The 14514-nt window shown below is 57.8% G+C and carries 10 protein-coding genes; 5 read left to right on the top strand and 5 right to left on the bottom strand.

Going from position 1 to position 14514, the window contains the following annotated elements:
* Positions 1-424: 424 nt before the first annotated feature.
* Complete coding sequence (locus ASE04_RS15900) at positions 425-2833, top strand: PAS domain-containing protein (RefSeq protein ID WP_244490425.1); 2409 nt, start codon at positions 425-427, stop codon at positions 2831-2833.
* Here the strand turns inward: ASE04_RS15900 and ASE04_RS15895 are convergent.
* From ASE04_RS15895 to ASE04_RS15880, 4 genes are all read right to left on the bottom strand, one after another.
* A complete protein-coding gene (locus ASE04_RS15895) occupies positions 2826-3185 on the bottom strand; it encodes a response regulator (protein WP_056818885.1) in 360 nt (119 codons plus the stop codon). The two genes, ASE04_RS15900 and ASE04_RS15895, sit on opposite strands and share 8 nt — an antisense overlap.
* A 17-nt stretch (positions 3186-3202) precedes the next feature.
* Positions 3203-8815, bottom strand: a complete 5613-nt coding sequence (locus ASE04_RS15890; RefSeq protein ID WP_056818883.1) for a trifunctional serine/threonine-protein kinase/ATP-binding protein/sensor histidine kinase — start codon at positions 8813-8815, stop codon at positions 3203-3205.
* A 113-nt stretch (positions 8816-8928) separates the two neighbouring features.
* Positions 8929-9552 carry a hypothetical protein gene (locus tag ASE04_RS15885; RefSeq protein ID WP_056818881.1) on the bottom strand — a complete coding sequence of 208 codons (624 nt, stop codon included), beginning with the start codon at positions 9550-9552 and terminating at the stop codon, positions 8929-8931.
* A 320-nt stretch (positions 9553-9872) separates the two neighbouring features.
* Positions 9873-10289, bottom strand: a complete 417-nt coding sequence (locus ASE04_RS15880; RefSeq protein WP_056818879.1) for an RrF2 family transcriptional regulator — start codon at positions 10287-10289, stop codon at positions 9873-9875.
* A 105-nt stretch (positions 10290-10394) separates the two neighbouring features.
* Between ASE04_RS15880 and ASE04_RS30130 the strand changes: the two genes are divergently transcribed.
* The 4 genes from ASE04_RS30130 (at position 10395) to ASE04_RS15850 (ending at position 13854) form a co-directional block, all read left to right on the top strand.
* Positions 10395-11075: a DUF1971 domain-containing protein gene (locus ASE04_RS30130; protein ID WP_200960732.1), complete on the top strand. Its 681-nt coding sequence runs from the start codon at positions 10395-10397 to the stop codon at positions 11073-11075.
* Positions 11068-12282: an NO-inducible flavohemoprotein gene (gene hmpA, locus ASE04_RS15870; RefSeq protein ID WP_056818877.1), complete on the top strand. Its 1215-nt coding sequence runs from the start codon at positions 11068-11070 to the stop codon at positions 12280-12282. Before ASE04_RS30130 ends, hmpA begins: the two co-directional genes overlap by 8 nt.
* A 170-nt stretch (positions 12283-12452) precedes the next feature.
* Positions 12453-12932, top strand: a complete 480-nt coding sequence (locus ASE04_RS15865) for a carboxymuconolactone decarboxylase family protein (RefSeq protein ID WP_056818875.1) — start codon at positions 12453-12455, stop codon at positions 12930-12932.
* A gap of 364 nt (positions 12933-13296) precedes the next feature.
* Positions 13297-13854, top strand: coding sequence for a YceI family protein (locus tag ASE04_RS15850; RefSeq protein WP_156408808.1), 558 nt, complete (start codon positions 13297-13299; stop codon positions 13852-13854).
* Positions 13855-13957: 103 nt separating this feature from the next.
* Here ASE04_RS15850 and ASE04_RS15845 read toward each other — a convergent pair whose 3' ends face one another.
* A complete protein-coding gene (locus tag ASE04_RS15845; RefSeq protein ID WP_056818866.1) occupies positions 13958-14335 on the bottom strand; it encodes a GFA family protein in 378 nt (125 codons plus the stop codon).
* Positions 14336-14514 lie beyond the last annotated feature (179 nt).

The following is a 14514-nucleotide window of genomic DNA, read 5'->3' as shown; positions in this document are numbered from 1 at the left end:
AACGATGCTGGGTTTTGTCCCCGCCGTTGCAACGATCCTTCTGAGCGTTCGAGGTCGAACACTTCACCTTGTCCAGTTGGGCATTCTCACCGCGTTCGTTTGTGCGCTCTTGACACTGCTGGTGGTTGGCCGCCAACCAACCGCTCTCGATGCAGTTCTGTTTCTCGGAGCATCGCTTTGTACCGTTCTCGCATCGGCGCTGATTCCCATAGCCGTGCGTCCGTTAGACGCAGAGATCGGTCGCAGGCGGGATCCCCGCCAGGCCTCGGCGAACGAGAATTCACAACTTGACGCCTCGGAGCAACGGGCGATGGCCTTTGCAGAGTCTCGGGCATTCTGGACTGACGTGGCGCAAGTCCTTCGCTTTAGGTCCACTCAGGCCGACGGAGAATCCGGATGGTCAGAGCTGCGGGCCGAGCCTCATATGAAGTCCAGCCTGCACATACCGCCACTCGCGCCCACAATGGCGCAGCGGGATTTGGATCCGATGGATTTCGGCAAGCCGCATTCCGATGCCATCGCGGCAGCTAGGACCATCGAGAATCTCTTTGGAAACGGTTGGGCGTTCGGTCCCGAGGGCAATTGGATATACCTTCCGATTTTCGCGCAATCCACGCTTGGGGTTACGCCCGAAGAACTGAATGCGTCTCGCGCTGACGGTGGTATTGCCTGGAAACGGCTTCTTCACCCCGAGGAATATGACAGGGTCGCAGCCGCCTGGCAGCACTCGCTAGATACTGGCGAGCCGTTCAATTCGGAGTTCCGCATCAAGCGTAAAACCGGATTTGCTTGGGCAAGAACCGCCGCACGTGCGGCCCGGAGCGCGGACGGTAAAATCACCGGGTGGTACGGTACATCTATCGATATCGACGTCCATCGCAAGACCGTCGATGCCCTTCGTGACCGCGAGCAGGAATTGCTCGAGATAGTGAATTTCGTTCCAAGCAATCTGTGGAGGCTACAGCCTGACGGAGAGCCGACGTTTTTCAACAAGCCAATGGTCGAGTTTCTCGGCATGGATGTAGGTGAATTAGATTCAGCGGATGGTACTCGTCTTGAGGCCATGATCCGGCTTGCTGTCCACCCTGAAGACCAACAGAGGTTCAGCGCCGAACTCGCCCAATCACTTTCCAACGAGCAGGGCTTCTCCTCTCAGTACCGCCTGCGCCGGCACGACGGTGTCTATCGATGGATGTCGAGCCGGGCTGCTGCTCTTCATGATCGAAATGGCCGCCTGGTTCAATGGAACGGGCTTTGTTTGGACATCGACGATCAAGTTCGGGCCGAGGAGGCCCTCAAACGGAGCGAGTGGCATCTTCAACAGCTGATCGACGCGTTGCCAGTGCATGTTTGCAGCTGGACGCCCGAGGGTGAATTGCTCTACGTCAGCAGGCGGTATTTGGACGAACTTGGACTGTCCACGGTCAACCTTTCAGAGTTTGCGAAGACGGCACTGGAATACGTGCATCCGGAAGACGTTGGGTCGGTCGAGGCCTCATTGCGTGACGTCGAAGGCGGAAGGGCGTTTTCCATTCGATATCGCAGGAAGATACCGGATGGTGGATATCGTTGGACTGATGGCAGGTTCGAGCCCCTCCGTGACGAGGCCGGGCATATAACCGAATGGTTTGGCCTGTCGATAGACGTAGACGACGAGATGGCGGTTCAGGAAGCTCTGAGGGAGAACGAGCGATCCCTGAAAGAGCTGGTCGAGACTCTTCCGACGATGATTTATTGCGCAACGACGGACGGCAAGCCGATTTATCGTTCGCGGAAGCTACAGGAGTTCCTCGGTTTCGGGATTGAGGACAAGGATGGTCTTGGCGGGTCGCGCCTTGAGGGAACGCTCGATGCGATCATTCATCCCGACGACCTCGATGCTGTGCGACAGCGTTATGGTTATTCTTTGCGCACTGGCGAACCCTACGTAATGAAGCATCGGCTAAGGCGATACGACGGTGAATATCGTTGGGTCGAAACCCGTACCGCCGCGATGCGAAACACCGACGGCGCTATAATCCAATGGAACGGCGTCTGCGTCGATATCGATGACTGGGTCCGAGATCAGGAGCAACTTGGTCTCGCCCAGCGCAACCTTGCGCGCGCGAGCCAGGCAGCAAGCCTGGCCGAGTTGACCGCTTCGATCGCTCACGAGGTTGGGCAGCCTTTGGCCGCAGTCGTTTCCAGTTCGGATGCAAGCCACCGTTGGCTTTCCGCAGATCCGCCAAATGTCGAGCGCGCGCTCAAGGCTCTGGAACGGGTCATGCGAAGTGCAGAAACGACAATGGATGTCTTCAACCGAGTACGTGCGCTGTTCAAGCACAGCAACGATGCCAAGCAGCCTAGCTCTATCAAGCAGGTGGTGGGATTGGCGCGCGAACTGCTTGCGGAAGACGCTATTCGCAGAGATGTACGCCTGGACGTGACGATCGAGCCCGATTTGCCGAGCATCGCACTCGATCGCGTGCAGATTCAGCAGGTCCTCGTCAACCTCATGAGAAACGGTCTGGAAGCCGGGTATCACGGAACGAGCCGGGCAAGGCTCTCGATCGATGCCAGACGGGAGGGCGCTGCAATCCAGATAGCGGTCCGTGACAATGGGCCCGGCCTAGTCTCTACCGACCGGGTCTTTGAACCTTTCTTCACGACGAAGGCTGACGGGATGGGTATGGGACTCGCCATCTGCAAGTCGATCGTCGAGGCCCATGGCGGTCGGCTCTGGGCGGAGGCGTCCGAACCTACAGGAGCGGCGTTTATCTTTACCCTGCCGTTTGGTGCGGTTGTGCCCGAGCCAGAAGCGGAACCGTCGGGCGTGCCGCAGGCTGCTAAGTGATGGCGGCCTCGATGGCGGCCTTCAGTTCCCGACCCGCAAACGGTTTGAAGAGACAGGCCCCCGCCGATCTCGCCTCCGAGATCATCGTTTCCTGCGCGTGACCCGTCATGAACACCACCGGGATGTTGATCGACCGGCTCGTCAGTTCTGCATTGAGTTCGACGCCGTTCATTCCAGGCATCGATATGTCGAGCAGCAAGCAATCCGTCTGCGACAGTGACGACGAAGCAAGAAATTCAAATGCGGATGCGTAGGACGTCGGCGAAAAGCCTAGTACCTCGAGAAGATCGATCAATGACTCTCGCACCGATTGATCGTCGTCGATGATCGCGATTGTTGGCGGGGAGTGCATGTCGATAACGTCCCCATTCAGGAGTTGCGATCTGGCCGCGATGCGTTTGCTTCAGAATTGCTTTGCTTGTCACCCGAACTGCTGGCACGTTTGAGGGTAAAAGAAAAGGTCGCGCCGCCTCCTGAATTTGCCGCCGCCCAGATTTGCCCTCCGACGCTGTCAACGATCGCTTTGCTTACCGAGAGTCCGACGCCCATGCCATTCGATTTCGTTGTATAGAACGCTTCGAACAGACGTTCGCTGTCGTCAGCGTCGATACCGCATCCGTTGTCGGTGATGTCGATCCGCACCTCATCGTCGCCGTAAGGTCTGGTGGAGATGCTGATGGACCGCCTGCCTCCGGGCAATCCCTGAACGGCATCGACCGCATTTAGCAGAATGTTCAGCACGACCTGCTGAACCTGTACTCTGTCTCCAGAAGCTGATGGCAATCCTCGTTTAAACGATGTGTGCACCAGTGTGTCATTCGCTTGAAGCTCGTTGCCGGCGAGCGTCAGAACCTCGCGTATCACGTCATTCAAGTCGAAAGATTCGATGGCGGGCGTCGTGCTGCCGAACAGGCTACGGAGACGCCTGATGGTCTCGGCCGCGCGATTCCCGTCCCTGAGGCTGCGTGCCGCGGTTCGCCGTGCGCCATCAAGGTCGGGTGGGTCGGAGTTGAGCATGATCTGGCAGGTTTCTGCGTTTGCCACCACGCCCAACAACGGCTGGCTGACCTCGTGCGCGATCGATGCAGCGAGCACGCCAAGTGTGGCGGTGCGCGAAACATGGGCGAGTTCCGCGCTGATACGCGCAAGCACGTCTTGCGTTCGTTGCATTTCGCTGACATCCTGCAGCGAGCCGAGATGCCGACGGCTGCCATTGGCGTCATAGCCGCTGCGCGTCACCAAACGGACATCGCGCGTGCTGCCGTCGTGCAATTGCAATTTGAACTGACGATCGATGTCAGCGCCGAAATCGCGAGCGCCGTCGACGAGTTGGAGGAAATCTGGCCGCTCCGCAGGTTGGACGAGGGCTCCCAGTCCACCAATGGTCAAGACGTGATCCTGGGGGAGGCGGCATATGCGATAGATTTCCTCGGAGCATTCGAGTTTGTCCAACTCGTTGCTCCAGTAAAAGCTACCTGTGCGGCTCAGACGTTGCGCTTCGCGCAGCCAAGCCTCACTTCGTTGAAGTTCGGAATAGAGTCTTGCGTTGCCAAGCCATATGCCCGCCTGCGAGGCGAGGAAGCCCAGGACTGATGTGCGATCTTCAGAGAAGACATCGGAGACGACGTTATTCTCGACATACAGCAGACCAATCAGGTCTGTCGCATTGAATACCGGCACGCATAGGATCGATCGTGGTTGGTTCGCCTGGAAGTATTCGTCAGCGGGGTCGAAGATTCCTGCCGCCACGTCATGCAAAGCTAGGGGAGACTGCGTGCGCAGGACATATTGGAGAACGGACGCTGGAAGTTCGGATGCCGTAGGTCGCCTCCGGTCCTGTCTCACGTCTATCTCGGACTCCCGTGTCGCCGCTGTTGCTTCTATATAAAGCTCGGTGCCTGACAGGAGCATCAAGACACCGCGCTCGGCACCGGAATGTTGCACGGCGAGCTTCATCAGCTTTTCGATGAGGCCGGCGAGCACAGTCTCGCTCGACAGCACGCGGGATGCCTTGCCAACGGCATCAATATCCAGCGACGCAACGGGTAACGTCAGAGACGCATGTGATTGCGGCAGTGATGCGCGATCGGTCAGGTTGATAAAGCGGAAGTCTAGCAGCCTCGCCTTCGCAACCGCGCCCCACCTAGAGAAGGCCTCCCTCGCGCGCCTGAGATAGGCTTCGGCCGGGATGTCCAATCCATGTGTGACATAGAAGCGTCCCGCCAGCTCGCTGGCGATTGCTTCCACCTGGAGAAATCCGTTCGCCCTGGCGGTTCGGATGGCCTTTTCGTAGAGTGATTGAGCCTCCGCGCCTCTACCTTCCAACTGAGCAATCTCGGCTGCGAGCAACGCTTCCCGGCAAGCGAAGGTTTCCTCGCATCCGTTTGCCCATGTCGCCAGCCGCGTGTGGCGCCTATGCAGTTCCTCGAGGTGCTGTTCGCGGCGGCCGGCGGGGATCACATCACGAACTGCCAATGCAGAAGCGTTGAGGCCAGCGTAAAATTCAAACTCGGCTTCCTCGATCGAAGATCGCATGGCCCATTTGATCGGCTCGACGTGGGAGGCGGCTTCCCGCGCGGCAGTAAAGTCTTCCGTCAAGTAGTGTTCGACCAGGCGGAAAACCCAGTGATAACAGACCATCATCGCAGCACCAGGCTGAGGCTCGACCTGCCTGATCGCCCAATCATCGACATCTGCACTTCCGTCGGCTGCGATCCCCCGCAGCTTCCTTATGAAGCGTGCTTGGCTGAAGAAATTCTCGTGCGGCAGGCCAAGCTCAACTGTGCGGGCGAAAGCAAGGGCGTTTTCCGCCCGTTCTTGGACCTCGCTGAGCGGTTTGCCCGACATTATTTCGTGCGTGATGTGGTTTCGAGCGTTGTAGGCGGCGAAGGCGAGATCACCCGTCGCCGTGCTTATACGAAAAGCCTCCTCCGTAAGCGGGGCACTGTACGACAGTGGTTTGATCCAGGGAACCGCGAAGCCTGCGAAGAGGGAATAGACGCGCGCTTTATATCTGCCGGCTCGGCCCTGATCCACGAGCCTTCGCGACAGTTCGCCGAACTTGTACGCCGTTGCGTAGTCACCGAATTGAACACCGAGCGCCATGTTCAATGCCGAAAAAGCAACACTGGAACTGTCGCACAAGCCGTGTTGTAGGCTAAGGACGGTCATTCGCAACAACAGGAATTCCATCAGCCGACGATCAACTGCATAGGCCGCTGGGAAGACCTCGGTCATGACCGCCATGCAAGACATGATGTGTTGGTCGGTCATCTCGGGAGAGTCGGCAAGCTCCTCGATCGGACGCTCGAGTAGCTGCCGATGAAGTTCCTCGAACTCGCTGACAACATCAGCGTGGTTCGGCTGGAGCGGCCAGGCAATACCCGCATCCAACAGAAAGCCAACTCCAGTTTCCACAGCCTCCACGTTTCGTCCGGTAGTGAAGAACAGCAGCACTGTCAGGCATATCACCGCCGCGCGGTCCGCGAAGCCAATCGTCCCTTCCATTAGCGAGGCAAGACGCTCCTCAGCGGAGGAGAGGTCTCCTGTGACTATGTCGCACTCTGCAAGGCCCAAACCCAATCTAAACGATAGAGCACGCATCTGCTCCGCGTTGGTATCCAGAATGGATAGCCCTTTTTCGAAGTATGACTGCGCGGATGTAAAGGCGCTTGCCAACTTCGCTCTCTCCCCTGCGGCGAGAAAGACGTTGGCAACGCCTAAGCGCTCGTTGTTCGAAATGGAGCCGAGGGCTTTGTCGAAATGCCCTGCGATCTCATAGATCTTCTCGTCGAAGTTCCCGTCGGTCTTGGCGAGTAGCAGTCGTCCGATCCTCAGGTGCTCCCCGATGCGCTCGCTGCCGCCTATCGAGAGGTATGCCGCCTTCTGGATTTCGTCGTGAATGAACGAAATTGAACTGGAGGATATTCGTGCCATGCCGGCTTCGGTAGCCGGACGTAGTATCGGCCCAAGTTCGTCTATGGAGATTCCGAGAGCGAGCGCAGCTGTGTCAGTGACGGTCGTGTTGCCCAACAGGGACAGAATTCCCAGTGCGGTCTTCGTGTTTTCGGGTAGCCCATCCAATTGAAGCGAAAGTAGCTGGGCAACGTTCTGTGTAACGTTTTGGCCTGTGACTTCCTCATCGTTCCAATGCCATTCGGAGGTTTCAGGATGGAAGGTTAGAACTCCGTCGGCGGCGAGTTTCCGAATAAACTGCAGGGCAAAAAACGGATTCCCGCCAGTCTTCTCGCCAACGATAGCAGCCAACATTGCTACGCGATCCGGAGAGCAGGAGAAGACATTCGCCAACAAGCGCTCCAGGTCGGTCGGCAACAATCGCTCAAGCCTGATTTCGGTAACCCGCCGAGGCATTTGCCTAACACTGGGCAAGACGGTGGCGAGAGAGTGCGTCGAGTCGATCTCATCATCGCGGTACGCGATGATGATCAGCGTGTGACTTAACTGATCCTCGGTCGCGAGGACGTGAATCAGATCGAGAGTGGCGGGATCAAGCCACTGCAGATCGTCGACGAATATCACGAGCGGATGCTCTGCGGTTGCAAAGACGCTCAAGAAGGCCTTGAAGAGGCATTTGAAACGGACGGCGGCATTTGTGAGTTCGGCGGCTATCACGGCCGGATGGTGTCCGATGACGTGCGCAAGCTCGGGGATAAGATCGATTATCGACCCGGCATTGTCCCCCAGGGCCCTGACGAAGTTTGCCCGCCATTCATCAAGCGATGGCTCATCTTTCGCCAGCAGTTGTCGGACTAGCCCGCGAAATGCCTGAACAATTGTTGCATAGGGGGTGTCCCATCTATTCTGGTCGAATTTGCCTTCGGCGAAAAGGAACCCCCGGCCGACAAGGGTCTGCTGAATACCGGCGATGAGAGACGATTTGCCGATGCCTGCCTGCCCCGTCACGAGAACGAGTTCGCTGTCTCCACATGCTGCTACGCGCTCGGCCGAGTTCAGGAGAAGCTGCCGGGCGATATCGCGTCCGTACAATGTTGCCTCGTGACCCGAGTGTCTGAACAGGTCGCCACGGGCAACCGGAAAGCGGTCAACCTTTCCTTCTGCGGACCATTCGACCAGGCAGCGCCGAAGATCGCTCTCCACTGCCCGGGCAGACTGATATCGGTGGTCCGGATCCTTTTCGAGCAACTTGAGCAGGATAGCGTCCACCTGCTCCGGCAACCCATCCGACCTCACGCTGGGCTTTGGAGGGCGGGCGGTCAGGTGGCGATGCGCCCACTCCAGCGGATCCGAGGCTGCGAAGGGCAATGTATTTGTCAACAACTCGAAAAGCGTTACACCAAGGCTGTAGAGATCGCTGCGTTGATCAGGTTGGCGATTGGTCCGTCCGGTTTCTTCAGGAGACATGTAGGCTGGCGTTCCCATTGGGAGTGCCGGCAAGCAGGCAGCACCAGGATGAACCCGGCCGGCACGGCCGAAGCCTGTCACGGCAATCTCGCCAGACGTCTTCAGAAAACAGTTCTCGGGTCTTACGTCGCCATGGATCAATCCGCTCTCGTGGACGAGCCGCAATGCCTTGGCGACATGGCAAGCCAATTCGAGTTTTCGTTCGACGGAGAAGAAGCGACGGTCCCATTCGGGAGTTCGAAAGACACCAGCTAGGGGAACGCCGCCCGGGTCTTGGATGGCAACTCCGATCCGCTGCGCACCTGTACTCACGTCGAGCGGATGGAGTATGGCCGGGTTTTGCACAAAACCGCTCAGGAGATCGAGCTCGCGGGTAAGCAATTCGGCCCATCTTCCCGAGAGGTCACTGCCGGCAGCTAGAACGAGCACGGCTTGGCCGCTCCGGTCGCTTACTCGATACCAAACTCGGTCAGCTTCGGAATGGAGTTTCTCGACTACGACAGGAGCATCGCTAAGTATGCCAGCTGCGACCGAGGCGGCGAATGCGAGGTCCGCTTCGGTCGTCAGATCGGATGGTGCTACTGGATGGATCGGCGACATTCATACATTTTACATGAATCGCCCCCACCAAACGAAGGTAAACCAACGTTCTATTGCGTTGGTCTACCTGAATTGCATCGGCTGCTAATACGGCCGTTCACCACGCCCGTTGGCTACACGTCTGCCGACATTTTTCCTGGCCACGTGAAGTAGTAATAGCTGCCGTCAACTTTCTCGAAGTAGGCGTTCTGCCCGGTTTTTGCGTCGATATAGGACCCATCTGCCGATTTTACAAAGTTGCCTTTTGCGTCGCGCTTCAGGTGTTCGTCCAGGAACTTGTTCCAGGCCTTCGGGTCTCCTTTCTCAGGTTTGGAGGCGTGGTTTGTGCTATTCGGCTCATAGGCGCTTACGGTTTCGCCGGTTGCCGGATTTGTGACCGTGAGCGTTCCATCTTTCAGCGCTTTGAGCATTTCTTGGTTGTTGACGTAACTCATCGGCTCGCTGCTGCTGTCACCAAGCCGCACCTTGAGTTTCGTCATGAAATCCTTCGAGCCGATCGATCCCGTCGTGTGCTGCTGCGTCTCGCCGCCGGCTTCATCACCCTGATTTTGCAGAGCCTGAAGGATTGCTGCCAGCGTCTTGGAATTAAGCCGGGTCGACCCGCTGTTGTCGAAGCCCAGAGAGGTGAGAAGTTTTGAAGTAGGGCTGGTGTTCGTTTCCGTGGTCGAATTGTTTTGAAGGACACCAAGTGCGAGCCGTGTGGAGTAACTGCGTGCCAGCGCTATCGCGGAAATCATGAGACTAACCTTTCCAATATGCCTTTGTGAATGGCGGACATTCGGACGCGGCGCTAAGCCGGACGTCGGACCACGCTAGGGCTTGATCACATCTTCGACCCAGCCTGCCGGGAGTGCAATTCCCCGTTGCGCACTCAATGGCTATGAACGCGAGCTTGCGTCTGGCTGGAAATTGCGGACGCGAAATCCGCCGTCGAAAACGACGAGATGTAAGATAATATTCATATAAAACAGGTGTTTAGCTGTTAGTGATCTTGAGTGTCGCAGGCCGGCAATGTTGCGGTTGCAACCTTATTGTTGGGTATCGTCGGGCGCGACGCTCACGCCGCAAGCAGCGAGCGAAGCAGTTCCCTGCGACGAACAAGATCGGCGACGGTGTACTTGTCGAAAACTCCGACAAATGCGGCCGTCGCTTCGGATAGAATGCTGGGCATTCCGCAGCCGCTTCTGACCATGCAAGTTGGGCATTCCAGCAAGTCCGTGAGGCCCTCGGTATGCCGGAGTAGGGCGCCCAGATTGATGTCCGGAGCTTCGCGCGACAGTCTTAATCCCCCGTTGCGCCCCCGAACCGTCTCGACGAACCCGGCGGCGGCAAGGTCCTGCACTACCTTCATCAGGTGGTTTTGGGAGATCGAGAAAGCGCTGGCGATAGAGCGGATCGAGCATATCTCACCTTCTCTTGCTCCCAGAAAAATCAAAACGCGTATCGCGTAGTCTGTGTAGCGGGTGAGGCGCATCACGGTTCCTGCGTCAAAAAGACCAAGCCTAAAACATGCATTTAAATAGCATGTTTTCCATTCCGGATATACATGCATCTGAGATGAATGTTTAGGAGCGGGCTAGTGGAAGGTCTCGACCAGCAACAAATCGGACAGGTGGTGCGACGGTTTTACGATCGCGTCCGCGTTGACGAGGAACTCGGGCCGGTCTTTTCGGTCGTTGAAGATTGGGATGAGCACTTGGTGCGGCTGAGCGAATTCTGGTCATCGGTGACGTTGATGACCGGGCAGTACAAGGGAAACCCGCTGGCAATGCACCTGGTTCATATCGATCGCTTCAAGCCCGAGATGTTCGAGCGTTGGCTCACGCTGTGGAGGGCGACGACAGATGAGCTGCTCTCCTCCGCCGATGCCTCCCTGCTGCAGGCCAAGGCTGCGAGGATCGCTGGTCGGTTCCGCATGGCGATGTTCACAACATTCGATGAAATGTCCCCGGTCTCGCATCTTCGGCCATACAGAACGTCGTGCGAGTTCACGGATCAGAGCCTGCCGCCCGTACTTCATCATGAGCACCGTCTTGATCAGGAGACCTGGGCAATCGTCCGTGTTCGTACGGGCGAAATCCAGTACCTCGAAGGCGCCCACTCCAAAACTCTATTGATCGAAGCCGGAACGGCGACCGTGGTCCCTCCCGACACGCCGCACCGTTTTGAGATCGTAGGTCCGGTCGCGCTCACCTTCGAATTTTACGACCGAAACCCAGCCTCGCTGGTTCATTTGAACGAAAGGAAGATCCATGCCTAAGCCCCTGTCACCACGGACGATTGAGCTCGTCAAACTGAGCGTCCCCGCCATCGCGGCTCACGGGTCGGACATCACCCGCCGCATGTATTCGATCCTGTTCCAGGATGATCACATTCGCGAACTTTTCAATCACGCAAATCAGGGCGAAGGCGGCTCCCAGGTAAAAGCGCTCGCGGGCGCCATATTGGCCTACGCGCAGAACATCGAAAACCTTGGAGCCCTCGTCCCTGTGGTTGAGCGGATCGCCCACAAACACATCGGCTATCACATACTGCCCGAGCATTATCCGTTTGTCGCCAAGGCACTCCTGACGGCTATCGCGGACGTATTGGGCGAAGCGGCTACGCCCGAACTCCTCGACGCCTGGGGCGAGGCGTATTGGTTCTTGGCGGATATCCTGAAAGAGAGGGAGCTGGAAATCCGAACCCAGCTCGAAGCCCAGACTGGTGGATGGACCGGTTGGCGTCCGTTCAGGATCGAGGCGAAGATCAGGGAAAGCAGCGTGGTCACCTCATTTATCCTCCGGCCCGAGGATGGTCGGCCGGTCGTGCGGCAAAAGCCCGGACAATACCTGACAGTCCGGCTTCCGCTTGCTCCGGGCGAAACAGTGAAGCGCAACTATTCGATATCGAGCGCTCCTAACAACGAGACGTATCGAATCTCGGTAAAGCGCGAGACGAACGGGCAGGGGGCGTCGAAATATCTCCATGATCAGATGGATGTGGGCGCAGTTCTCGAAGTTACCCCTCCTGCGGGGGATTTCTATCTGCCTGAGGAACCAACAAGGCCCGTGGTACTTCTGTCGGGCGGCGTTGGGTTGACGCCGATGGTAAGCATCCTGGAGGCGATTTCATCGGAATATCCCGAGCTGGAGACGCATTTCGTGCATGGTGCGCTCAATAGCCAAACCCACGCCATGGACCGTCACGTTCGCAAGTTGGCGAGCAATCATGGCCGCGCGACCGTGAAGACGTTCTATAGCGAGCCCACGGCGGACGATGCGGAAGGACTTTCCCATGATCACGACGGCTTCGTCAGCGTTTCATGGCTGAAGGAGAATACCCCATTTGATGCGGCGGACTTCTACATCTGCGGCCCGAAGCCGTTCCTGTCCGCGCTGGTCCCGGGCCTGCTCAAGGAAGGCATTCGTCCGGACAGAATACACTATGAGTTTTTCGGGCCGACAACCGAGCTTATCGCGGCCTGAAATCGAGTGTTCCCGGCGGCGCGCTTCGTCCCGCCGGGAACACTCTGCAGGCGTAACCCCAACGCGTGTATAGCTATCCCGATCCCGCGCCGTGTCCCACGATTGGTGTGGCCCGCAGACCTAGTAGTGGTCGTGAGGGCACTCAACGAATCTCAAAGTGGAAGAAAACGATGACACAGCGGATCAACTACGCTCAGCTCTCCCCCGAGCTTTTCAAGAGCCTCATGGGCTTCAGCATGGAAGTGAAGAACGGCTCCATCGAGCAATCCATCATCGACCTGGTCGACATTCGTGCCTCCCAGATCAACGGATGCGCATTCTGCCTCGACATGCACTCGAAGGAAGCCAAGATCCACGGCGAGCGCGAATTGCGCCTCTACCACCTCGCTGCCTGGCGCGAGTCCACGCTCTTCAGCCCGCGCGAGCGTGCCGCGCTGGCATGGACTGAAGCGGTCACCAAGCTGCCCGAAGGCGGTATTCCCGACGACCTCTACGAACGCGTCCGCGGTCAGCTCTCCGAGAAGGAAATCTCCGATCTGACGTTCCAGATCATGGTCATCAACAGCTGGAACCGCGCCAGCGTTGCGTTCCGCGCGGTTCCCGGCTCTGCCGACAAGGCGTTCGGCCTCGACAAGGCAGGCCTCGCATAATAACGCAGTGCGCATGCGGTCGGGCAACCGGCCGCGTGCGTCTCCGCGCGATTGCATCGCGGGAGCAAACCGGTTCTCGGCGTGAACGATCGTCCGTCGCTCGAACATTTCGAGACGCAGCCGCAAATGCTTCGACAGCTAACGGAGCAGCTCAATTCCCCAAGCTTGTACGATGACATTCTGGGAGCGCTGGCCGGCGACGGCAAACCGGTGTCGGATCTGATCGAGGGCACATTCAGATAGGCGTCAACGCAAACCATTGTTTGGCTGACGCAATCAGCGAACTGCTGATTAACTTTCGAGATCGCTTGGCCGCAGGCAGTGCCGCCGCCCCAAGCATCTGAAGCTCGAAAGGATGTAACTCTTGGCCGACGAATTGCAGCAGACACTGACCATCGAGACTGCACCCCGGAAAATTGTCGCGGGACGCTATGTGGTGGATCCGATGCATACCCGCGTTCTTTTCAAAGTCCGACATTTTGGTGTCAGCAATTATTGGGGAGAGTTTCTGGGGCCGATGGGCTGGCTCGAGATCGACCCCGAGTTCCCTGAAAAGACCGCGCTCCAAGTTAGAGTGCCGACCGCTCAAGTAAGGACGAATAGCGGGCATCTCGACGAGGAATTGAGAGGGGAAGAATGGTTCGATGCCGACAGGTTCCCGTTGGTTGGACGCGGGCTCAAGATGGTGAGTGATAACCACGCCATATTCGAAGGCGATTTCACGTTGCACGGCGTCACCAAGCGAGTCGTCTTCGGTGTCGATTTTATTGGATCGGGGAAGAGCCCCTTCACGGGAGCCCCGACCATCGGATTTGAAGCCGCTGCGACGATCAGTCGGACGGAGTTCGGTGTCAGCGCGAAGTATCCGATTGTCGGTGACAAGGTCGAGATCATCGTTAGTGCAGCGTTCGACTACGCCTGATCCGGGGACGCAATCTCAAACGAGATTGCAGCCTTCGTTGTTGGCCGCGGAGGCAGGCAGACTGTGCAAGGCGGCCGCGTCGAACTTCGGTTCTCCGCGACCACTAGCCCGCTTGCAACTTAACCCAAGGATGCTGCAGACGGCCGTAAACGACTGTCTCGGGCTCCAGACCCGAAGGGTCTTCGAAGCAACCCAAACCGACCGCCGTGAAGCCGGGATAGGCGTCTGGCATCCAATACACGGTCGTTCCGCAGCCGGGACAGAAGTTGAATGTCACATCGTGGCCGCTATCGCCGGCCCTTGTATAGCCCTTCGCTTCTCCGGCACACTGCACATTTTCCGAGTTGAAGAGAACAGCCACACCGAAGGCCGAGCCGGTGCGCCGTTGGCAAGATCGGCAATTGCACAGAGCGACCATCGCTGGCGGGCCGTTGGTGGTTGCCGAGAGTTCGCCGCAGCAGCATGTTGCCAGCCGTGTCATGTCGTCATCCTCGCAATCTAGTGAGTATAATCCTGATCGAGATGCCCGCGCTCGACCAACCGGGATCAGGAACCCTTGGTAGAAACGAACGAAAGGATGTCCGGCTATTGCCGGACATCCAATCTCGCATCGAATTTTGGACAGCTGCTGCTGCCGCAAATGCCACCGCACTTCCCCCG

The sequence above is a fragment of the Rhizobium sp. Root708 genome (genome assembly GCF_001429725.1).
In the GTDB taxonomy this organism is placed as follows: Bacteria; Pseudomonadota; Alphaproteobacteria; order Rhizobiales; family Rhizobiaceae; genus Rhizobium.
This window is presented reverse-complemented; position numbering and strand designations above follow the sequence as displayed.